This window comes from Corynebacterium sp. KPL2838, assembly GCF_040225455.1.
GTDB lineage: Bacteria > Actinomycetota > Actinomycetes > Mycobacteriales > Mycobacteriaceae > Corynebacterium > Corynebacterium rhinophilum.
On record NZ_JBEHFT010000004.1, the window covers coordinates 37,632 to 58,891 of the forward strand.

Below are 21,260 nucleotides of genomic sequence, written 5' to 3' on the forward strand. Positions count from 1 at the left end.
AAGGGGATGCCAGCAACAGTGCGTTGGCCTTGAGGTGACAGCGAAGTGAACTATGCGTAAATCTTTCCCGGGGTAGGGGCGCTATGGGCCAAATCGCGGGTAGCGGGCGGGATCGACTACCCTAGGCTAACGTGAGCGAGCAGAAGAATAATGAAGTAAACGATGTCCCTGAGCAGCTGCGCATCCGCCGCGAGAAGCGCGATCGCCTGCTCGAATCCGGCGTGGAGGCCTACCCGGTATCCGTCGAGCGCACTATCTCCCTCAAGGAATTGCGCCATGATTTCCGCGTAGTGGCCGAGGGCGAAGAGCCGAGCAATGAAGAGGGCGTGACCTACCTGGCCGCTGGTGAGGAAACCGAGGTCACCCACGCTATTGCCGGCCGCCTTATCTTCATGCGCAATACCGGCAAGCTGTGCTTTGCCACCTTGCAGGACGGCGATGGCACCCAGATGCAGGCCATGCTTTCGCAGGCCAAGGTGGGCAAGGAGCGCCTCGATGCCTGGAAGTCCGATGTGGATTTGGGCGACTTCGTCTCCGTTAGCGGCCACGTGGTTGCGTCCCGCCGTGGCGAGCTGTCCATCATGGCTGAGGAATGGACCATGGCGGCCAAGTCCCTGCGCCCGCTGCCGGTGTCCTTCGCGGATATGGCTGAAGATACCCGCGTGCGCCAGCGCTATAACGACCTCATTATCCGCGAAGAGGCCCGCAAGAACGCCATGGTGCGCGTGAAGGTCATGCGTGCGCTGCGCAATTACCTGGAAGGCCAGGACTTTGTAGAGATCGAAACCCCGATGCTGCAGACCCTGCACGGTGGTGCGGCCGCTCGCCCGTTTATCACCCACTCCAATGCGCTCGATATTGACCTCTACCTGCGCATTGCTCCGGAGCTGTACTTGAAGCGCGCCGTCGTCGGTGGCATCGACCGCGTCTTTGAAATCAACCGCAACTTCCGCAATGAGGGTGTGGACCGCTCCCACTCGCCGGAGTTCGCCATGCTGGAGACCTACGCCGCCTGGGGCGATTACAATGATTGCGCCCGCATGACCCGCGAGTCCATCCAGTCCGTGGCCCGCGAGGTCTTTGGTTCTACCACCGTCACGCTTGCCGATGGCACCGATTTCGACTTCGGCGGCGAGCAATGGCCCGAAATCGAGATGTATCCTTCCCTGAATGAGGCCTTGCAGCGCAAGTTCCCCGGTCAGCCGGAGGTCACCATCGATACCGATGTGGAGACCCTTAAAGGTATTGCCAAGGTCATCGGTCTCGACGTGCCGCAGGGCGAAGGCTGGGGCCACGGCAAACTGGTGGAGGAAATCTGGGAGGTCCTGTGCGAGGACCAACTGGAAGGCCCCATCTTTGTGAAGAACTTCCCGGTCGAGACCTCCCCGCTAACCCGCCAGCACCGTTCCGAGCCCGGCGTGACCGAAAAGTGGGACCTCTACGTACGCGGCTTCGAGCTGGCCACCGGCTACTCGGAGCTTGTCGATCCCGTCGTCCAGCGCGAGCGCTTTGAGGACCAAGCCCGCCTTGCCGCCGGCGGCGATGAGGAAGCCATGGTCTTGGACGAGGACTTCCTGGCCGCGATGGAACAGGGTATGCCGCCGACGGCCGGTACCGGCATGGGCATGGACCGCCTGCTCATGGCCCTGACCGGCCTAGGCATCCGTGAAACCGTGCTCTTCCCGCTGGTAAAGCCGGAACAGAAGTAGCCCATACCCGGCGCCCCCACTCGGTGCCCGCCCACGCAGGCACCCGTTAGTTACCGGCTGCAGCCTTCCTTTGGCTGCAGCCTTTTTGTTTGCCCATTGCACCCGCCGCGTGTGCCTCGCAGCCCGAGTTGCACGCCTACTTCTGCCTAGTTCTATCGGTTTCACAAAAGTGCAACCTCCTCGGTGATATCTGAGCGAAAAAGCTACATCTCAGGGCCGAGTTTGCTCAGTTATCACCGAGGACCTATTGCATCGGAGGATGCGCATCAGAAGTTTGCACATCAGAGGATCCACAATCGAGGCCGAACGGGAGGAGTTGCGCATCGGACGCCTCGCTGCGGCAAGTGGAGAACGAGCCGGCGAGCGGCCTCAGGCATCATCTGTGGGAAGCGGGCCAGCGGAGCGGTCATCACGCAGACGCTTGATGATGTTTTCTGCAGAAATCAGGCACATCGGCACGCCGACGCCCGGCACGGTGGTCGCACCGGCGTAGTAGAGGCCGGCCACCTTGCGCGAGGCATTGCGCCCGCGGAAGAACGCAGATTGAAATAGCGTATGTGCCGGCCCCAAAGCTCCACCTGACCAGGAGTGATAGCGCTCGGCAAAATCGGCTGGTCCAAGGCTACGCGTGATGGTGATTCGCTCGCGGAGGTCAGGAATATCGGCGGTGCGGGAAAGTTGGTCGAGGGCGGCATCGGCAATAGCAGCAACGCGCGGGGAAGCCTCGGGATGGTAGGCATCGCCGTGCCCGTAGGCTTCTGCAGCGGGTACTGGGATGAGGAAGAATAAGTTCTCATGGCCTTCTGGTGCCACATCCGCGTCGGTGGCCGAAACCTTCGAAATGTAGATGGACTCAGAGGCGCCGAGGGGGCGTTGCGCTTCCGGTGCGGAAAAGACCGCGCGGAAATCGGGGTCCCAGTCCTGGCTGAACAAAAAGGTGTGGTGAGCTAGCTGCGGGAGCTTCCCCTTTACGCCGGCGAGAACGACCACGGTGCCCAGCCCCGGATTGCGGCGGGCCCAGTAGCGCTCCGGATAGGTGCGCAGCTTCCGGGGCAGCAGCTGATTTTCGGTATGGTGCAAATCCGCGGCGGAGACCACAATATCGGCATCGATGTGCCCGTTCGTTGTGCGGACGCCGGTGGCGCGGGCGGAGGATCCGCCGGCGGTGGTGATGGCGGTGACCTCTTCACCCAAGCGGAACGTGGCGCCGAATTTTTCTGCTTGGCGGTAAATCGCCTGCACCACTGCGTGGAATCCGCCGAGGGGATAGCGCACGCCTTCTACCAGGTCAGTATGGCTTAAAAGGGAATACAGTGCTGGGGCCGCGGCAGGCTCGGAGGAGAGAAAAACCGCTGGGTAGCTCAGAATCTGGCGCAGGCGCGTATCCGAAAATTGCCCGTTGACGTGCTTTTGCAAACTGGTAGTAAGCAGCGCTGCAATTCGCGCTAGCCGATGCCGAATATCTGCATGCACCAGGTTCAACGGCGCCGAAAAGGTGGTGTACAAAAAGTGATCGAGCGCTACGTGGTAGGCGTCGCTGGCAGCTGCCAAATAGGTGCGCACCTGGCTGCCCGCGCCTGGTTCTAGCGACTCGAAGAGTTGGGCCACGTTATCGGTCCCGGAATGAACATCCACGGGGGTAGGGCGCGAGCCGGTGCCAGTAGCGGATTCGGCGGGGCCGCCGGTATATACGCGGTAATCCGGTGAGAGTCCCACCAGATCCAGTTCCTTTTCTGTCGAGGTGCCGCAGAGGGAAAAGAAGTGGTCGAAGGCATCCGGCATGAGGTACCAGGACGGTCCGGTGTCCCAGCGGAACCCAGCCTCCGAATAGCTGCCCGCGCGCCCGCCTACCTCGTCTAGGGAATCTACGACGGTAACCTCGTAGCCCTCTTTTCCGAGGAGGGCAGCGGTGGCAAGGCCGGCGATGCCGGCCCCGATGACGACGGCGTGCATGATGTTCTCCTTAGTACTCGGTGCACTATCGAACCGCGCGCACCGCGCGGGCGGCTAGCCACGCCTTGGTGCGATTCGGCACGGATATGCGGGTGGTGTTTAACTCCGCGGCGGGGGTAGCAGCGAGCCGGTTGGTGAGCTCGGCAAAGATATCGGCGGCCGCGCGCACGCCAACGCGGGCGGAAAGCGGCAAGAGGTTAATGGCTTCTTCGGCGGCGGCGAGCTCGCGGCGGATTTCGGCGATGAGGGCGGATTTGGCGGCCTCGGAAAGCACGCCACCAGCAGCCTGCGGGAAATAGGCCCGGCCGAGGACCGAGGAGTCCTCGCCCAGGTCCCGCAGAAAGTTAATCTTTTGAAACGCGGAGCCCAAGTGGCGCGCACCGCGGTCCATCGCGGCGCGGTCGGCGGCAGAGACGGTCTCTTCCGCTAGGAAGACTTGCACGCACAATAGGCCGATGACCTCGGCGGAGCCGTAGATATACTCGGCGAGTTCCGCGGCGGAATACTCCCGCTGGTTAAGGTCGGCGCGCATGGAATCGAAAAAGGCCACGAGGTGCTCGCGCTGGAAGCCGCAGCGCCTAGCGGTAATGGCATAGGAGTGCACGACGGGATCGGTGTGCAGCCTTTTCTCCGGCGCCGCCAAGATAGCGGCCTCGTAGGCGTCGAGCGCGGCGGCGGCATCGATGCTGGCTTGGTCAGCGGTGCCATCGACAAGCTCGTCCGCGATGCGCACCACGGCATAAAGGTGGCGGATGTCTTCGCGCACCCGCCCGCGCAAAAGGCGCGTGGCCAGGGAAAAACTGGTGGAATACTGCCCCATAACCTGCGCGGCCGCGCGCGAGGCCGCCTGGTCATAGCGAGTCAACATACTTGCAAAAGTAGCACGCGCCCAAAGCGTCCTAGCGGTTGGTGGCCCGCGGCTGGCCCTCGGCAAAGCCGGCGGCCGATTGCACACCCACGGTGGCGCGCTCGTGGAAGCTAGCCAGCGAATCGGCCCCGGCGTAGGTGCAGGACGAGCGCACGCCGGAGATGATGCGGTCCACCAAGTACTCCACGCCGCCGTGTTCCGGATCGAGGTAGATGCGGGAGGTGGAAATGCCCTCTTCAAACATCTCGCGGCGGGCGCGCTCAAAGGCCTCGGTAGCGGAATTGTGCCCGCGCACCGCCCTGCGCGAGGCCATGCCGAACGATTCCTTGTAGAACGAGCCATCGGCGTCCTTGTGCAGGTCACCGGGGGATTCAAAGGTGCCGGCGAACCAGGAGCCAATCATCACATTGGACGCGCCTGCGGCCAGCGCCAGGGCCACGTCGCGGGGATCGCGCACGCCGCCATCGGCCCACACGTGCGCACCAACCTCGCGGGCTGCGGCCCCACACTCCAGCACGGCGGAAAACTGCGGGCGGCCCACGCCGGTTTGCATGCGGGTGGTGCACATCGCGCCGGGGCCCACGCCGACCTTGATAATATCCGCGCCCGCCGCGGCCAGATCGCGCACACCGGCGGCCGTGACCACGTTACCGGCGGCAATCGGCAGGCCCAGATCCAGGGCCTTGACCTTGCGCAGCGCCGCCAGCATGCTGTCTTGATGCCCGTGGGCGGTATCGATGACGAGGACGTCAGCGCCGGCATCGGCAAGCGCCCGCGCCCTGCCCTCAACGTCGCCATTAATGCCCACCGCAGCACCGATGTGCAGGCGCCCCTGCTTGTCGATGCCCGGCTGATACATCGTCGCCCGCAGCGCACCCTTGCGCGTCAAAATGCCCGCCAGCGTGCCATCCGGATTGACCACCGGGGCGAGCTTGCGCGAGGTTGCGCGCAGGCGGGTAAAGGCCTCCTGCGGGTCGATGCCCACCGGCAGGGTCACCAAATCCGTGGTCATGAGCTCGCCCACGGCGGTGAAATTATCCTGCCCGCGCAGATCCTTCGGCGTAATGATGCCCACCGGCAGTGCGCCGTCGACCACGATGGCCGCGCCGTGGGCGCGCTTGTGCAACAGGTTGCTGGCATAGCCCACCGTGTGGTGCGGCTTGATGGTGATAGGGGTGTCATAGACTAGGTCGGCGGCTTTTACCGAGGCGATCGTTTCCGCCGCGGCCTCCAGACTGAGATCCTGCGGCAGGATGACCATGCCGCCGCGTCGGGCGATGGTCTCTGCCATACGGCGGCCGGCCACCGCGGTCATATTCGCCACGATGAGCGGAATCGTATTGCCCGTGCCATCGGCCGCGGTGAGGTCGACCGCCTGCCGCGAGCCAACATCCGAGTAGGTCAGCTCGTAGGGCGGGCGGGAATCATTGAGGAAATGCACTGTGGGATTGCCTAACGTGAATCGAGGGTGCAGGAAAAGACATCTAAATCATACGCCCCAAGTTTTGCAGGTTGAGCCAACTCAGTATCCTGATCTGGTGTCTCAGAATCCCGCTCCGAAAATCTCCGCAGAGGTCATAGCCAACCTCACCATCTTGGTGCTCTCCGCGATGGTGATGATTTTGAACGAAACCGCGCTTTCGGTGGCGCTGCCCACCATCATGGCGGATTTCTCCATCCCGGCGACTTCCGCGCAGTGGCTGCTGACCGGCTTCTTGCTCACCATGGGTGTGGTCATTCCCACCACCGGGTTCCTGATGGATAAATTCACCACCCGGCAGATTTTTGGCGCCTCTACCGGCGTTTTCCTCACGGGCACGGTGTTGGCGGCCCTCGCCCCGGCCTTTGGGCTGCTCCTTGCCGGCCGCGTGCTGCAGGCCGCCGGTACCGCGCTGATGATTCCCACCCTTATGACCGTGGCCATGACGCTCGTTCCACCGCAGCGCCGCGGCACCGTCATGGGCATTATCACCGTGGTCATCTCCGTGGCGCCGGCCTTGGGCCCCACCGTTGGCGGGTTCATTTTGAGCATGGCGACCTGGCACGTCATCTTCTGGACCATGGTCCCGCTCATCGCCGCCATTAGCATCGCCGGCTACTTCCGCCTAGTCAACGTGGGTGAACGCAGGGATACCCCGCTCGATATTCCGTCGGTATTCTTATCCGCCCTGGCCTTCGGCGGGCTCATTTATGGCTTATCGTCCATCGAAAAGATGGTGGAGGGCGGCTCGCTTGCCGATGCCCTCCTATTCCTCCTCGGCATCCTCGCCCTCATCACCTTTACCGTGCGCCAACACCGGTTGGCCAAGGTAAACCGCGCGCTATTGGACCTGCGCCCGTTTAAGGTCCGCAATTTCACCCTCGCGGTCATCGCCATGCTGCTCATGTTCGCCCTGCTGCTGGGTACGGTGAATATCTTGCCCATTTATCTGCAGACCTCGCTGGCGGTATCCTCGCTGGTCACCGGCCTCGTGGTCATGCCGGGCGGCCTCTTGCAGGGCGGGATATCCCCGATTGTGGGGCGGATTTATGACGCCCTTGGCCCCCGGCCCCTGTTGATTCCTGGCGCCATCATGTTTTCTGCCGGCATCTGGCTGATGACCCTGCTGACAGAAAACAGTGAGGTATGGATGGTCATCGGCATGCATGTCCTGTTCGCCGTGGGCATCGCGCTCATGATGACCCCGCTGATGACGGTCTCGCTGTCCTCGCTTCCCGATGACCTCTACTCCCACGGCTCTGCCATCTTGAATACGCTGCAGCAGCTCGCCGGCGCGGCGGGTACCGCCTTCCTCGTGGCCTTTTTGACCAGCGGCACCAAGTCCGGCCAAGCCGAGGGCATGAGCGAGGCCGCCGCCACCGCCCAAGGCGCGCACTGGGCCTTCCTTTTCGCCGGCGTGCTCTCGCTTTTCGTGCTCGTGCTAGCGCCGCTGCTCAAGCGCGTGCCCGCCGCCGACTAGCGCCGCGCGGACTAGCGCCGAGCGGAGTAACCCCTGCCGGGAGAGCGCGGACCGGTCAGCCTCGCCAGCTCTCCTCCGGCGCCTACTGCGCGCACAGCGGTAGCTTTAGCCGCGCGGATTCGGCATTATCGCCCCACACCATGAAGATGGACTGGGTACCTTCCACGGCCATAACGTAGGTCTGCGGATCCGTTGAGGCCTCGTAGCTTTGGATGGTGCACTTATCGTTGGATAGCTCTACTGGGTCAGTGTTTGGGAGGACGGCATCGCGTTCTTCCACACTGGGGTAGTAGGCGGCGGTGTAGTTGAAACCATCGCCCGAGCAGGTGATCTTCGCTTCTTGTCCATCCTCTGGGGCGCGGGAGGAACACTCCGCACCGAGCGCGCCGTCTTGGCCGCTGCGCGAGCCGATCAGGCTCGGATAAGCATCCGCCAAGTTCTTTTCCTTGTCATCCCAGCTGGGGTAGGACAGGAAGAACCACAACGCGCCCGCGGCGGCCACCGCGATGACGGCCAAAACAGAAATGAGCGCGATGAGCCCGCCCTTGCCCTTCTTCTTTGGCGGGGCCGCATTCATCGGCGGCATCGGCTGTTGCTGGTACTGCTGCTGGTATTGCTGTTGATACTGCGGCCCGGCCTGGTTCTGCGGTGGGAACTGTTGCTGCGGTTGTGGCGGGAACTGTTGTTGCGGCTGGGACTCGGGCTCTGCGGCCTGCACCGGCGGGAATTGTGAGGTATCGAGATCCCGCTCGGGGCGCAGCGCCTTAACGACCTCTTTAGCGCTCGAGAAATCCTTGTCGGGTTTAAAAGAAGGACACGTGGCGGTAACGAGTTCTTGGAAGGCGCGGACCGCATCGGCACCCGTCGCGCTCTTCGCCTTTTCCGAATCTTTCTCGGCGGTTTCCTCCGCCGTGCTTGCACCGCCTGGGCCAGCGGCGGCGAGGACGGCGACCTCTTTATCCTCATCCACGAAAACGCGCTCGGCCTTGAGTCCATGGACGGCGAAATCCGCGCGGTTGCGGCTAATCAGGAAATCCACCGCTCCGGCCACGGGGGTGAGGATTTCTTGGGCGCGGAGTTTGGTGGGGGCATCGGCAAGCGCGGGCAAGGCTGTGCCCTTACAGCCCTTGCGGACCAAGAACTCCTGGCCATCCGCGGTGGTGCCAGAGCCCACCAGGGCGGCGAGCGCGGGGTGGTGCAGGCCGTGCAAGGCGGTAGAGGCCTTGACGATGCCCTCTACCCCCGCCGCAAAGATCTCCACCGTAAATTCCTCGTGCGTGGAGCCATCCTCCACGGCAAAAAGGGTGGAGTTGGACCCCTCATCCAGCACTGCCTTTTCGTGCAGGTTGTGCTGGGAAGCAAAGAATTCGGGAAGGTGCGGCACGGCTATTTTATTCCTTTGTATCTACGAGACGACAGGGAGAATGAAGAAGATTCTAGGGCAAAAAGGCCCTGTTCGCTACCGGCGTACACCCATGTGAGCTGCGAGTATGGGCGGTTTGGGCCGTTTATAGGGCGATGGGGGCCAAAAAGAGGAAATCCTTTGGGGCGTGCGGCGTTACAGTGGGTACCACATTAGAAGCGAAAGTTTAGGGGAGTCATGTTCGAGAGGTTTACAGACCGTGCTCGTCGCGTCATCGTTTTGGCGCAAGAAGAAGCACGCATGCTTAACCACAACTACATCGGAACCGAGCACATCCTGCTCGGCCTTATCCACGAGGGAGAAGGTGTAGCTGCCAAGGCTCTAGAGTCCATGGGCATTTCCTTGGAGGACGTGCGCCGTGAGGTAGAGGAGATCATCGGCCAGGGCAGCCAGCCGCACACCGGCCACATTCCTTTTACCCCGCGCGCTAAGAAGGTCCTTGAGCTGTCCTTGCGCGAGGGCCTGCAGATGGGTCACAAGTACATCGGCACGGAGTTCCTCCTGCTCGGACTTATCCGTGAGGGCGACGGCGTTGCCGCACAGGTGCTGACGAAGCTCGGCGCTGATCTGCCGCGCGTGCGCCAGCAGGTTATCCAGCTACTGTCCGGCTACGAGGGCGGCCAGCAAGAAGGCGGCGGCGACTCGAACCAGACCCCAGGCCCCATCGGCGCGGGCGCAGGTTCCGGCGCCGGTGCCGGCGGACGCGGTGGTTCCGGCGGCTCGGGCGAGCGCTCCAACTCGCTCGTGCTGGACCAGTTCGGCCGCAACCTCACCCAGGCAGCCAAGGACGGCAAGCTAGACCCCGTCGTTGGTCGCGAGTCTGAGGTTGAGCGCATCATGCAGGTGCTCTCCCGCCGTACCAAGAACAACCCGGTGCTCATCGGTGAGCCCGGTGTTGGTAAGACCGCTGTGGTTGAGGGCTTGGCGCTGGACATTGTCAACGGCAAGGTCCCAGAAACCCTTAAGGACAAGCAGCTTTACTCGCTTGACCTGGGTTCTTTGGTCGCCGGTTCCCGCTACCGGGGTGACTTTGAGGAACGCCTGAAGAAGGTTCTTAAGGAAATTAATCAGCGCGGTGACATCATCTTGTTCATCGACGAGATTCACACCCTCGTCGGTGCCGGTGCCGCCGAAGGTGCCATCGACGCTGCTTCGCTGCTCAAGCCCAAGCTTGCCCGCGGTGAGCTACAGACCATCGGTGCTACCACCCTGGATGAGTACCGCAAGCACATCGAAAAGGATGCCGCGCTGGAGCGTCGTTTCCAGCCGGTGCAGGTCGATGAACCTTCGCTGGATGATACTTTCCTCATCCTGAAGGGCCTGCGCGATAAGTACGAGGCGCACCACCGCGTGTCCTACACCGATGAGGCACTGCACGCTGCCGCGCAGCTGGCGGACCGCTACATCAATGACCGCTTCTTGCCGGATAAGGCCGTCGACCTCCTCGATGAGGCCGGTGCCCGCATGCGCATCAAGCGCATGACCGCCCCGAAGGGCCTGCGCGAGGTCGATGACCGCATCGCAGAGGTTCGCCGGGAAAAGGAAGCGGCTATCGATGCCCAGGACTTCGAAAAGGCCGCCGGCCTGCGCGATGACGAGCGCAAGCTGGGCGAGGAGCGCTCCGAGAAGGAAAAGCAATGGCGCTCCGGTGACCTGGAGGAAATCGCCGAGGTGGGCGAGGACCAAATTGCTGAGGTTCTGGCGCACTGGACCGGCATCCCCGTGCTGAAGCTGACGGAGAAGGAATCTTCCCGCCTGCTCAACATGGAAGAAGAGCTGCACAAGCGCATCATTGGCCAGGACGAGGCGGTCAAGTCCGTCTCCCGCGCCATCCGCCGCACCCGTGCAGGCCTCAAGGATCCACGCCGTCCTTCCGGTTCCTTCATCTTCGCCGGCCCGTCCGGTGTGGGTAAGACCGAGCTGTCGAAGTCGCTGGCTAACTTCCTCTTCGGTTCGGATGATGACCTCATCCAAATCGATATGGGCGAGTTCCACGACCGCTTCACCGCCTCCCGCCTCTTCGGTGCTCCTCCGGGATACGTTGGCTACGAAGAAGGCGGCCAGCTGACCGAGAAGGTTCGCCGCAAGCCATTCTCCGTGGTGCTTTTTGATGAGATCGAAAAGGCCCACAAGGAGATCTACAACACCTTGCTGCAGGTGCTGGAAGATGGCCGGCTTACCGATGGCCAGGGTCGCGTCGTCGACTTCAAGAACACCGTCCTCATCTTCACCTCGAACCTGGGTACCCAGGACATCTCGAAGCCGGTGGGCTTGGGCTTTACCGGCGCCAGCGAGAACGATTCGGACGCCCAGTACGAGCGGATGAAGGCAAAGGTCAACGACGAGCTGAAGAAGCACTTCCGCCCCGAGTTCCTGAACCGTATCGATGACGTCGTGGTCTTCCACCAGCTCACCCGCGAGCAGATCGTGCAGATGGTTAACCTGCTCATTGACCGCGTGGGTACCCAGCTGGAGGAGCGCGATATGGGCATCGAGCTCACCGATAAGGCCCAGAACCTCCTGGCCCAGCGCGGCTTCGACCCGGTTCTTGGTGCTCGTCCGTTGCGCCGCACCATTCAGCGCGATATCGAGGACCAGCTCTCGGAGAAGATCCTCTTCGGCGAGATTGGCGCCGGCGAGATCATCTCGGTCGACGTCGAAGGCTGGGACGGCGAGTCCAAGGACGACTCCGGCGCTACGTTCACCTTCACCCCGCGCCCGAAGCCGCTGCCGGATGACATCGATGAGCCTTCGCTTGCCGATGCCTCCGTTCGCGACAACGACCCCTCCGACGGTTCCGATTCGGATGACTCCGATTCCGACGGCGACAACGGCGACGGCAACGGTCCGAAGGGCAGCGGTTCCGGTTCCGACAATGACGGCATCGACACCAACGGCGAGCCGGATGTCATTTCCCCGGATGTGCCTTCGGAAAAGCCGAGCCCCGGTAACTCCGACGACGATGGCAAGAACCCGCCACCAGCAGGTGCTGGCCAGCCGATGTAACTAATCGGCTCGGCTCGCCCCGCCCCGGCTTGCATAACCACCCACGGTTCCACCGCGAACCCTGGGTGGTTTTTCGTATGTGCCCAGCGTGGTGCACGGGGGTATTGCTAAAATGACCGGTTATGGGACTTCAGTATCGTTCGCGCAAAAAGACCGGCAAGAATAGCTGGATTAACATCTCCGGATCCGGTGCTTCCATGTCCACGAAGATTGGTCCGGTGACCTTTAATTCTCGCGGCGGCATGTGGGTCAACCTCCCTGGCGGGCTCAACTTCCGCGGCCGTTGGCGTTAACGATTCTCTGTGCTTCAACGCTGATAGGCCCGGCGGGAGGTTAAACCGGCAGGTGGAAGAGGCCGGCGGAGTTTTGCTCGGCGAGGCCATCGTCAAGCAGCGAAGCCAGCGCGCGGGAACGTTGCGCGGCATCGGGCCAAACCACGTCGATAGCGGACTGCGGCACTGGGTGATCGGCGGCGCGCAGCACGTCTAGAATCTTGCCGCGCACCTGCCTATCGGTCCCAGCAAATTTTTGCACGCGCTTTTTCGCGCGGGTTTGTTCCGCGGCGGAAGGCTCGGGGCACCCGGCGAGCTGCCAGGCACACGTCGCGCGCAGGGGACAACGCTTGCAATCGGGATTTTTCGCCGTACACACCAGTGCGCCGAGCTCCATGAGCGCAGCAGAAAACCGCGGCCCGTTGCGCTCGGGCAAGAGGGCGGCCACAGCGGCGAGCTCGCGCTTGGAGGGCGACGGGGCGAGGAAATTTCCGTCCTCGGCGCGGGCATAGACGCGGCGCACGTTGGTATCGACCACCGGCACGTTCTGGCCAAAGTAAAAGCACGCCACGGCGCGGGCGGTGTAGTCGCCGATTCCAGGCAGTGCGAGCAGCTCATCCACGTCTGATGGAACCTTGTCCATTACCCCCGCACACTCCCAGAGCCGCAGCGCGCGCCGCGGGTAGCCGAGCTTGCCCCAGGCGCGCAGCACCTCGGCGCGGGAGGCTTGGGCGAAGTCCGCGGGGGTGGGCCAGCGCCGCATCCATTCCTCCCACACGGGGGCGACGCGGGCGACGGGGGTCTGCTGGCTCATGACCTCGGAAAGGAGCACTCCCCAGGCGGAGGTACCGGGGCACCGCCAGGGCAAATCGCGTTCATTGGCGTCAAACCAGGAAAGAAGTGCGTGCGTATCCATCTCGCAGGACAGTCTAGGGCATTAAAATATAGTTCATGCCATTAAGTAACGTTGCCCACGAGCCGCAAGCCGTCTGGGAGGCCCTCCAGGCCGGAAACCAGCGCGTCATCGACGGCACCATCATGGATCTCAACAAGATTTATGAGCGTGACGGGCTCACCAAGGGCCAGGATCCCCGCGTGGTGGTCCTGGCTTGCTCGGATTCCCGCGCGCCCATCGAGCACATCTTCAATATCGGTTTCGGCGATGCCTTCGTCATCCGCACCGCCGGCCACATCCTGGACGCCTCCGTGCTGGCTTCCTTGGACTATGCGCTCGACCACCTGCACCCCAACCTGCTGGTGGTCTTAGGCCACCAGTCCTGCGGTGCGGTGGCGGCCGCGGTGGATTTTGTGCGCGGCGGCGAGCTGCCCATCGGTCTGCAGCGGCCCATCATCGAGAAGGTCGCGACGTCCGCTTGGACTGCGGGCCCAGATGCCACGCTTGCCGATGTCGAGCGTCAACACACCCTCCAAACCGTCACCCAGGTCGTGGCCAGCATCCCTAATGTGCGCAAGCAGCTTGACGATGGCTCCTTCGGCATCGTCGGCGCCCGCTATCTCCTCGAAGAATCGCGCGTGGAGCCATTGCACTCCTACGGCGTGGAGTTGACACGCGGAGCCGGCTTAGCGGATCCAGGGGCGTCTACCACTTAAAATTGAGTGCGTGAACCAGAAAAAGCCCCTTCCAGAAGAGATCTATAAGCGCCGCCGGGTTGCCGCGCTTATCATCGTGATCGTCCTGGCCGTGGTGCTGATCTGGGCGGCGGTTGCCGCCTTTGGCGGCGATAGCGACGATTCCGTTGCCGCGTCCTCAGAGTCTTCGGCGGCAACCACGTCCGCCGAAACCACCAGCGAATCCGCAACCACGTCCACGGATTCGACGAGCGAATCCGAATCTGCCTCCGAGTCGGAAGCCAAGGATGGGGAAGAGGGGGCATCGGAAAGCAAGGAGCCCGAGGAATCCGTGCACGCTGCGAAGGACACCTGCTCGCTTGAGGACTTGGAGGTGCGCACCTCCATGCTCAACTACTCCGTGCCGGACGGCGAGCTGCCGAAGTTCTTCATGACCGTCACCAACCCCACCGCCGCGGATTGCAAAATCGACCTAGATGAGAACTCGCTGCGCTTCGAGGTCTACAAGATGACCGATAACCAGCGCGTATGGTCCGATACCGATTGCTACGCTTCCGTGCAGACCGGTGAGCAGACCTTCCCCGCGGGCAAGGACCTGAAATTCGAGGCTGAATGGTCCCGCCAGGCATCCGAACCGGGCAAGTGCACCGACCGCCCGACCGCCGAGCCGGGTGCCTACTTCGCCCACACTGTCATCGGCGATAATTCCTCCCCGCCGCAGGACTTCACCCTCCGCTAAGCGCGCGGCCTCCTTACAGTCGGCCGCGCGGAACCAACCCGCGCGTTATCTGCTCGGGCGGAAGCATCCCGCGTGGGAGTCCGCGCCGCCGGAGCGCCCTCCCCTCGGCAACAGCTCGGCAAGAACCAGTCACCGGTTACGGTTGAACTACGGCTGGACTGCGGCGAGGGCCTCGCCAAGCGTTGCGACTTGGCGCACCTGCATGCCGTCCACGGGGTTGATTTCCCCGCGTGGGACAATCGCCCGCTTGTATCCCAGCCGCGCCGCCTCCTGCAGGCGCCGCTCAATATTCGGCACGGGCCGCAGCTCGCCGGCCAAGCCCACCTCGCCGATGACCACCGTCTTCGCCGGCAGCGGCTGCTCGTGCAGCGAGGACCAGGTAGCCAGCGCCACCGCGAGGTCGGTTGCGGTTTCGGTAATCCGCATGCCGCCCACCGTGGCCACATAAGCATCCTTATCGTTCGTGCGCTGGCCGGCGCGCGCCTGCAATACGGCGAGCACCATGGGCACGCGGTTGGCATCGAGTCCCGTGACCACGCGCCGCGGGTTCTTCGCCACGGGGTCCACGGTCAGCGCCTGGACCTCGGCGAGGATGGGCCGCACGCCGTCCATGGCGACGGTCACCGCGGAGCCATCCGGCGTCGTGCCCCGGTGGGAGAGGAAGAGCCCCGACGGGTCCGCGACCTCCCGAATACCCCCGGCGGTTTGCTCGAAACAACCTACCTCATCGGTCGCGCCGAAGCGGTTTTTCATCCCGCGCAGCATGCGTAGGCTGGACTGCCGGTCGCCCTCGAAGTTTAGGACGACATCGACAAGATGCTCCAAAACCCGCGGTCCCGCCACGTTTCCGTCCTTGGTCACGTGCCCTACCAGCAGCACGGGGATGCCGGTGGATTTCGCAAGCGAGGTCAGCGCCGCGGTCACGGCGCGCGATTGCGCGACGCCGCCGGGCACGCCTTCTACCCCCACTGCATGCATGGTCTGCACGGAGTCCACGATGATGAGCCCGGGCTTGATGGCATCGACGTGCCCAAAGACGGCATCCAGGTTGGACTCCGCCGCGAGGTACAGCGATTCTTGCAGCGCCCCGGTGCGTTCGGCGCGGGCGCGGACCTGGCCGGCGGATTCCTCGGCGGTGGCGTAGAGGACGGTGCGGTCGAGCTGGGCCCATCGGGAGGCGACCTCGAGAAGCAACGTGGATTTGCCTACACCGGGTTCACCGGCCATAAGAACCACGGACCCTGGCACGATACCGGAGCCCAGCACGCGGTCGAGCTCGCCGATGCCCGTGCGCACCGTCTTCGTCGCCTGCGCGCCCACCTGCGTAATGGGCTGTACCGGGCTCGTGGGTGCCACGCTTGCCTGCCCGCCGCTTGCCGATGCCCCCGCCACCACCGGTGCCTTTTCCTCCATCGTCCCCCACGAACCGCAATCGGGACAGCGCCCGAGCCACTTGGGGGAGACATAACCGCATTCAGAGCAGGTGTGGACGGGGCGAGATTTTTTGGCCATGGTGTAGAGCCTAGAACGTGGCGGGAAAAACAACGAACGCGCCCGTGCTCCACGGGGAGAGCAGGGCGCGCGTGCGGTGGGGGCTTTTAGTGGTGCGAGTCACCGGTATTCGCGTCGGTGGTGTAGCCCTCTGGGGATTCCACATCGCGGTCGTACTTACCGGACTCCATCTGGGAGACGGCGACGGTGGCGTCGACCTCGATGGAGCCGTTGGAGAACTCGAAGGTTACCGGGCGGTGGCCGGCGTAGCCAAAGTCATCGTTATCCAGGTGGGTGGCCACGTACTGTACGGTCTCGGAATCGTGATCCGGAGTGGCGTCCAGGTTCTCCTGGGAGTCCGCCACGATGGAGTGATCGCGCTTGAGCGGCTGGGTCTGCTTCATCTCGACGGTTTGGCCGTCGACCTTCACGGACTTCAAGGTGATGACATCGGTTTCATAGCCCTGGTTGACGGCGTTGAACTTCAACGCGGCGCCACCGTCTGGCTCAGCCAGGATGGTGACATCGCGGACGGCAATCTTATCGTCATCGGTGCTGGCAGAAGCGCCATCAACCGCAGCTACCTTCTCTGCCGTCTGGGCGACGTGGCCTGCCGAGCAAGAAGCCAGCGCCAAAGCGGAGACGGCGGTAACGGAAATAATGGCACCGCGACGGGCGGCGGACTTCAGGGACTGCACGTTGAGCATCCTCCATCAATTGCGATCTCAGGGCTTATCAAATCTTTAGCCTAGTCCCTTTCGATATAAAGTACACAGTTTCTCGCTAACCTAGCGGGTAGTCCGTGGGGGTAATCGGGGGCATCCGGTGGTGGGCAGGGCGCGCGTGATAAAATGACGGCCTTAGCTATCGGCATATTCACGGGATTATAAGGAGTGGCAATGGAATATAAGGTCGGCGAGGTCGTCGTCTACCCGCACCACGGCGCGGCGGTCATCGAGGATATCGAAACCCGCGAAATGGGCGGCGAAGAGCTGGAATACCTCGTGCTGCACATCAACCAATCCGATCTCGTCGTCCGCGTACCTAAGAAGAATGCGGATAACGTCGGCGTGCGCGATGTCGTGGGTAAGGAGGGCCTGGAAAAGGTCTTCTCCGTGCTGCGCGATGAAGACGTGGAAGAGGCCGGCAACTGGTCCCGTCGCTACAAGGCCAACCAGGAGCGCCTTGCGTCCGGCGATATCAACAAGGTGGCAGAAGTGGTGCGCGATCTCTGGCGCCGCGACCAGGACCGCGGCCTGTCCGCCGGCGAGAAGCGCATGCTGGGCAAGGCCCGCACCATCCTGGTGGGCGAGCTGGCGCTGGCGCAGCCGGTCGATGACAAAAAGGCCGATACCATGATGGAAGAAATCGACGCCACCATCGAGCGCCACCGCGCCGCCGGCTTGGTCGATGATCAGTCCATTACCACCGATATCGACAACGACATCGATCTCGATGACCTCTCCTTCGACGACGAAGACTAAACCCCGCGTTATCGCCTTAATCGCCGCGGCCGGGCAAGGCACCCGCCTCGGCGCGCAGGTGCCCAAGGCCTACGTCGAACTGCACGGGCGCACCCTGCTGGAGCGATCCATACGCACCATGGCCAACTCCGGCCTCGTGGACGAGGTCATTGCGGTGGTGAGCCCGGCTATGGAGGGGGAAGCTGGGGGCATCGTCAAGCGCGTGGGCGCAGATATCCCGGTGCGCCTGGTGCATGGGCGCGGCGAGCGCGCCGATTCCATTTGGGCCGGCCTGCAGGCAATTCCGGACGAGGATGCCGTGGTGCTCATCCATGATGCCGCCCGTGCGCTTACGCCCACCGCGATGGTCGAGCGGGTGGCGCGGCGCGTTCTTGCCGGTGCGCCCGCCGTCATTCCGGTGGTTCCCGTGACCGATACCATCAAGGAGGTCGCCGGTGACACCGTCATCGGCACCCCCGATCGCGCCTGCTTGCGCGCCGTGCAGACCCCGCAAGGTTTCCGCCTCGCCGCGCTGCGTCAGGCCAACCTGGATTATTGGCGCAAGCAGCCGGATTTCACCGCCACGGACGATGCCAGCCTGATGGAATGGCACGGCCAGCGCGTGGAGACCGTGCCGGGCGATATCCTCGCCTTCAAAATCACCACCCCCACGGACCTGACCCTGGCCCGCGCCCTTGCAGAGGAGCAGCATGACTGAGCCCATCATCCCCCGCGTCGGCATCGCGACCGACGCCCACCAGATTGAAGCCGGTAAGCCCTGCTGGATTGCCGGGCTGCTTTTCGATGACGCCCCCGGCTGCGAAGGCCACTCCGACGGCGATGTCGTAGCCCATGCGCTTGTCGATGCCCTCCTCTCCGCCTCCCACCTCGGCGATCTCGGCTCCTTCGTGGGGGTGGGCCGGCCCGAATACGATGGTGTCTCCGGCGCCCAGCTCCTGCGCGAGTGCCGCGAGCTGCTGGAATCGGAAGGTTTTATCATCGGCAATGCCGCAGCCCAGCTCATTGGCCAGACGCCGAAGATGGGCCCGCGTCGCGAGAAGGCCGAGGCCGTGCTTTCGGAAATCCTCGGCGCGGATGTTTCTATTTCCGCCACCACGACCGACCATTTGGGCTTTACCGGCCGCAAAGAGGGCCGCGCGGCGGTAGCAACGGCCGTTGTCTGGCGGCGCCAACACTAACCCCGCGCACGGGTGATTTAGACTGGGTGGCGTGAGTACTTTGCGCATTTTTGACACAGCCACCCGCAGCCAACGCGACTTCGAGCCGATTCGCCCCGGCCACGCCTCCATCTACTTGTGTGGCGCCACCCCGCAGGCGCAGCCGCACATCGGCCATCTGCGGTCCGGCGTGGCTTTCGATATCCTGCGCCGCTGGCTGCTCGCGCAAGGCTATGACGTCGCGCTCGTGCGCAATGTCACCGATATCGATGACAAGATTCTCACCAAGGCCGCCGAGAATAATCGCCCCTGGTGGGAGTGGGTGTCCACCTACGAGCGCGAGTTCACCAAGGCCTATAACCTGCTCGGCGTGCTCCCGCCGTCCGTGGAGCCCCGCGCGACGGGGTTTGTCACCCAGATGGTCGAGTACATGCAGCGGCTTATCGATGCCGGCTTTGCCTACCCCGTTCCCGCCCCCGATGGCGCGGCCGGATCCGTGTACTTTGACGTCGAGGCCTGGACCAAGGCGGAAGGATCCGACTACGGCGCGCTTTCTGGCAATCGCGTCGAGGAGATGGAACAGGGCGAGTCAGACAACGCGGGCAAGCGCAGTCCGCTGGACTTCGCCCTGTGGAAGGCCGCCAAGCCGGGCGAGCCGAGCTGGCCCACCCCGTGGGGCCGCGGCCGCCCGGGCTGGCACTTGGAGTGCTCTGCCATGTCGACGTACTACCTGGGTTCCAATTTCGATATCCACTGCGGCGGCTTGGACCTGCAATTTCCGCACCACGAAAACGAGATCGCGCAATCGCACGCGGCTGGCGATAAGTTCGCCAATTACTGGATGCATAACCACTGGGTGACGATGGCCGGCGAGAAGATGTCGAAATCGCTCGGCAACGTGCTTTCCATCTCGAACATGCTAGAGCTCGTGCGCCCAGTGGAGCTGCGCTACTACCTGGGCTCTGCGCATTACCGCTCCGTGCTGGAATACTCCGAATCCGCGTTGACGGAGGCGGCGGCGGGCTACCGGCGGATTGAGGACTTCGTCAAGCGCTTTGCAGGCGTCGAACGCGGCGATTGGACGCCGGACTTCGAGGACGCCATGAATGACGATATCGCCGTGCCCAAGGCGCTGGCCGCTATCCACACCACCGTGCGCGCTGGTAATAAGGACCTGGCCGCCGGGGACGAGGACGCCGCCCGAGCGAAAGCTGCCCAGGTGCGCGGGATGGCGCACGTACTTGGATTTGATCCGCTGGAGTGGGAAGATGGAGGCGAAGCTAGCGGGGCAGACGCGGCGCTCGATGCGCTGGTCCAGGCAGAACTGGAACGGCGCACGCAGGCCCGCGCGGAAAAAGACTTCGCTACTGCCGATGCCGTGCGTGACCGCCTCACTACCGTCGGCATTACCATTACCGATACCCCAGACGGCCCCACGTGGTCGTTGACCCAGCGCTAAGCAGCGTTTCGCTGTTATTTCCGCTGGTTATTGAACGGTTTCCTCGAAAGGACTGAAACGATGGCACGAACCCATGGCCGCGGTGGCGCGGGCATCCGCAAGACGAATAAGAAGGGCGCTACCAAAGGCTCCGGCGGCCAGCGCCGCAAGGGCCTAGAAGGCAAGGGCCCCACCCCAAAGGCCGAGGACCGCGTCTACCACGCCAAGCACAAGGCGAAGCTGGAGCGTGAGCGCCGCAACTCGGGGCGCCACCAGAAAGAAACCGCAGAGATGGTGGTGGGCCGCAATCCGGTCATCGAGTGTCTGCACGCCAAGGTGCCGGCCACCACGCTCTACATCGCTGCCGGAACTCGCAATGATAAGCGGCTTTCCGAGGCAGTGTCCATGTGCAATACCCGCAATATCCCCATCATCGAGGTCCAGCGCCACGAGATGGACCGCATGACGGGAAATGGCATGCACCAGGGCATCGGCTTGCATATTCCGCCGTACAAGTACGCCGCGGTGGAGGATTTGATTGCCAACGCCGCCGAGAACCCGCGCCCCGGCATGTTCGTCATCCTGGATAACATCACTGACCCGCGCAACCTGGGTGCCGTCATCCGTTCCGTGGCCGCTTTTGGCGGCGATGGCGTGATCATTCCAGAGCGCCGTTCGGCTTCTGTTACCGCGGTGGCCTGGCGCACCTCGGCTGGTACCGCTGCCCGTTTGCCGGTCGCCCGCGCAACGAATATCACGCGCACCGTGAAGGAATTCCAGAAAAACGGCTACCAAGTCGTCGGCCTCGACGCCGGCGGGGATCACACGTTGGATACCTATGAAGGCGGCACGGACCCCGTGGTCATCGTCATCGGCTCCGAGGGCAAGGGAATTTCGCGCTTGGTCAGCGAAACCTGCGATGTCCTCATGTCCATTCCCATGACCGGGTGGGTTGAGTCTCTCAACGCCTCCGTTGCCGCGGGCTCGGTGCTATCCGAGTTCGCGCGCCAACGCCGCGCCGTCGAAAAGTAACCCATTCCCGCCGCGCCAGCTCGCCGCGACGGATAAGCGCCACCCACGTTCGGTGCTGGCAAAGTCGAGCACGCAGAATCGCCTCCTCAGCCGCCGGTGCGGTTGTCGGCGCAACTAGTGTCAGGGGCGCTGGGTCCT

18 protein-coding genes are annotated in these 21,260 nt (G+C 63.3%); 11 read left to right on the top strand and 7 right to left on the bottom strand.

Going from position 1 to position 21,260, the window contains the following annotated elements; genetic code table 11:
* Positions 1-131: 131 nt before the first annotated feature.
* Positions 132-1,709, top strand: coding sequence for a lysine--tRNA ligase (gene lysS / locus ABRP98_RS02325; protein WP_349857235.1), 1,578 nt, complete (start codon positions 132-134; stop codon positions 1,707-1,709).
* A 369-nt stretch (positions 1,710-2,078) separates the two neighbouring features.
* Here lysS and crtI read toward each other — a convergent pair whose 3' ends face one another.
* Genes crtI through ABRP98_RS02340 form a run of 3 tightly spaced genes read right to left on the bottom strand, consistent with a single transcriptional unit; the run spans position 2,079 to position 5,971 of the window.
* Entirely contained in the window at positions 2,079-3,662 is a 1,584-nt protein-coding gene (gene crtI, locus ABRP98_RS02330; protein ID WP_349857236.1) for a phytoene desaturase family protein, read from the bottom strand.
* Positions 3,663-3,687: 25 nt separating this feature from the next.
* Positions 3,688-4,530, bottom strand: a complete 843-nt coding sequence (locus tag ABRP98_RS02335; protein ID WP_349857237.1) for a phytoene/squalene synthase family protein — start codon at positions 4,528-4,530, stop codon at positions 3,688-3,690.
* A 31-nt stretch (positions 4,531-4,561) separates the two neighbouring features.
* A complete protein-coding gene (locus ABRP98_RS02340) occupies positions 4,562-5,971 on the bottom strand; it encodes a GuaB1 family IMP dehydrogenase-related protein (RefSeq protein WP_349857238.1) in 1,410 nt (469 codons plus the stop codon).
* 97 nt (positions 5,972-6,068) lie between these two features.
* Here ABRP98_RS02340 and ABRP98_RS02345 point away from each other — a divergent pair, with 97 nt between their 5' ends.
* On the top strand, positions 6,069-7,490 hold the full coding sequence (locus ABRP98_RS02345) for an MDR family MFS transporter (protein ID WP_349857239.1): 1,422 nt from the start codon (positions 6,069-6,071) through the stop codon (positions 7,488-7,490).
* An 82-nt stretch (positions 7,491-7,572) separates the two neighbouring features.
* Here ABRP98_RS02345 and ABRP98_RS02350 read toward each other — a convergent pair whose 3' ends face one another.
* A complete protein-coding gene (locus ABRP98_RS02350; protein WP_349857240.1) occupies positions 7,573-8,874 on the bottom strand; it encodes a serine/threonine protein kinase in 1,302 nt (433 codons plus the stop codon).
* Between the two features lie 216 nt (positions 8,875-9,090).
* On the opposite strand from ABRP98_RS02350, the gene ABRP98_RS02355 reads away from it, so the two are divergent.
* Both ABRP98_RS02355 and ABRP98_RS02360 read left to right on the top strand, forming a co-directional pair.
* The gene (locus ABRP98_RS02355) at positions 9,091-11,919 is read left to right on the top strand and encodes an ATP-dependent Clp protease ATP-binding subunit (protein ID WP_349857241.1); all 2,829 of its coding nucleotides are present in this window, start codon (positions 9,091-9,093) and stop codon (positions 11,917-11,919) included.
* Positions 11,920-12,041: 122 nt separating this feature from the next.
* Complete coding sequence (locus ABRP98_RS02360) at positions 12,042-12,212, top strand: DUF4236 domain-containing protein (RefSeq protein WP_081443674.1); 171 nt, start codon at positions 12,042-12,044, stop codon at positions 12,210-12,212.
* A 40-nt stretch (positions 12,213-12,252) separates the two neighbouring features.
* On the opposite strand, the gene ABRP98_RS02365 is transcribed toward ABRP98_RS02360, so the two are convergent.
* Positions 12,253-13,107, bottom strand: coding sequence for an HhH-GPD family protein (locus ABRP98_RS02365; protein ID WP_284850189.1), 855 nt, complete (start codon positions 13,105-13,107; stop codon positions 12,253-12,255).
* A gap of 35 nt (positions 13,108-13,142) precedes the next feature.
* Here ABRP98_RS02365 and ABRP98_RS02370 point away from each other — a divergent pair, with 35 nt between their 5' ends.
* Together ABRP98_RS02370 and ABRP98_RS02375 are read left to right on the top strand one after the other, a co-directional pair.
* On the top strand, positions 13,143-13,802 hold the full coding sequence (locus ABRP98_RS02370) for a carbonic anhydrase (RefSeq protein ID WP_284782653.1): 660 nt from the start codon (positions 13,143-13,145) through the stop codon (positions 13,800-13,802).
* A gap of 10 nt (positions 13,803-13,812) precedes the next feature.
* Positions 13,813-14,520 carry a hypothetical protein gene (locus tag ABRP98_RS02375; protein WP_349857243.1) on the top strand — a complete coding sequence of 236 codons (708 nt, stop codon included), beginning with the start codon at positions 13,813-13,815 and terminating at the stop codon, positions 14,518-14,520.
* A gap of 147 nt (positions 14,521-14,667) precedes the next feature.
* Here the strand turns inward: ABRP98_RS02375 and radA are convergent, their stop codons facing one another.
* Together radA and ABRP98_RS02385 are read right to left on the bottom strand one after the other, a co-directional pair.
* Positions 14,668-16,032, bottom strand: a complete 1,365-nt coding sequence (gene radA, locus ABRP98_RS02380) for a DNA repair protein RadA (protein ID WP_349857244.1) — start codon at positions 16,030-16,032, stop codon at positions 14,668-14,670.
* Between the two features lie 86 nt (positions 16,033-16,118).
* Entirely contained in the window at positions 16,119-16,718 is a 600-nt protein-coding gene (locus ABRP98_RS02385; protein WP_349857245.1) for a hypothetical protein, read from the bottom strand.
* A gap of 192 nt (positions 16,719-16,910) precedes the next feature.
* On the opposite strand from ABRP98_RS02385, the gene ABRP98_RS02390 reads away from it, so the two are divergent.
* From ABRP98_RS02390 to rlmB, 5 genes are read left to right on the top strand one after another with little or no spacing between them, the layout of a single operon-like run.
* Positions 16,911-17,495 carry a CarD family transcriptional regulator gene (locus ABRP98_RS02390; protein ID WP_005279544.1) on the top strand — a complete coding sequence of 195 codons (585 nt, stop codon included), beginning with the start codon at positions 16,911-16,913 and terminating at the stop codon, positions 17,493-17,495.
* Positions 17,467-18,192, top strand: a complete 726-nt coding sequence (ispD, locus tag ABRP98_RS02395; protein WP_349857246.1) for a 2-C-methyl-D-erythritol 4-phosphate cytidylyltransferase — start codon at positions 17,467-17,469, stop codon at positions 18,190-18,192. Before ABRP98_RS02390 ends, ispD begins: the two co-directional genes overlap by 29 nt.
* On the top strand, positions 18,185-18,673 hold the full coding sequence (ispF, locus tag ABRP98_RS02400; RefSeq protein WP_349857247.1) for a 2-C-methyl-D-erythritol 2,4-cyclodiphosphate synthase: 489 nt from the start codon (positions 18,185-18,187) through the stop codon (positions 18,671-18,673). The genes ispD and ispF overlap by 8 nt, the downstream gene beginning before the upstream one ends.
* Before the next feature lie 31 nt (positions 18,674-18,704).
* Complete coding sequence (gene cysS, locus ABRP98_RS02405; protein ID WP_349857249.1) at positions 18,705-20,111, top strand: cysteine--tRNA ligase; 1,407 nt, start codon at positions 18,705-18,707, stop codon at positions 20,109-20,111.
* Between the two features lie 60 nt (positions 20,112-20,171).
* Positions 20,172-21,122, top strand: coding sequence for a 23S rRNA (guanosine(2251)-2'-O)-methyltransferase RlmB (gene rlmB / locus ABRP98_RS02410; protein WP_349857251.1), 951 nt, complete (start codon positions 20,172-20,174; stop codon positions 21,120-21,122).
* Positions 21,123-21,260 lie beyond the last annotated feature (138 nt).

Excerpts from the sequence above, each read along its gene's own strand:
- radA (WP_349857244.1), bottom strand. The coding sequence starts at position 16,032 with ATGGCCAAAAAATCTCGCCCCGTCCACACCTGCTCTGAATGCGGTTAT.
- ABRP98_RS02360 (WP_081443674.1), top strand. The coding sequence starts at position 12,042 with ATGGGACTTCAGTATCGTTCGCGCAAAAAGACCGGCAAGAATAGCTGG.
- ispF (WP_349857247.1), top strand. The coding sequence starts at position 18,185 with ATGACTGAGCCCATCATCCCCCGCGTCGGCATCGCGACCGACGCCCAC.
- rlmB (WP_349857251.1), top strand. The coding sequence starts at position 20,172 with ATGGCACGAACCCATGGCCGCGGTGGCGCGGGCATCCGCAAGACGAAT.
- ABRP98_RS02335 (WP_349857237.1), bottom strand. The coding sequence starts at position 4,530 with ATGTTGACTCGCTATGACCAGGCGGCCTCGCGCGCGGCCGCGCAGGTT.
- ABRP98_RS02365 (WP_284850189.1), bottom strand. The coding sequence starts at position 13,107 with ATGGATACGCACGCACTTCTTTCCTGGTTTGACGCCAATGAACGCGAT.
- ispD (WP_349857246.1), top strand. The coding sequence starts at position 17,467 with ATGACCTCTCCTTCGACGACGAAGACTAAACCCCGCGTTATCGCCTTA.
- ABRP98_RS02370 (WP_284782653.1), top strand. The coding sequence starts at position 13,143 with ATGCCATTAAGTAACGTTGCCCACGAGCCGCAAGCCGTCTGGGAGGCC.
- ABRP98_RS02390 (WP_005279544.1), top strand. The coding sequence starts at position 16,911 with ATGGAATATAAGGTCGGCGAGGTCGTCGTCTACCCGCACCACGGCGCG.
- ABRP98_RS02385 (WP_349857245.1), bottom strand. The coding sequence starts at position 16,718 with ATGCTCAACGTGCAGTCCCTGAAGTCCGCCGCCCGTCGCGGTGCCATT.
- ABRP98_RS02355 (WP_349857241.1), top strand. The coding sequence starts at position 9,091 with ATGTTCGAGAGGTTTACAGACCGTGCTCGTCGCGTCATCGTTTTGGCG.
- crtI (WP_349857236.1), bottom strand. The coding sequence starts at position 3,662 with ATGCACGCCGTCGTCATCGGGGCCGGCATCGCCGGCCTTGCCACCGCT.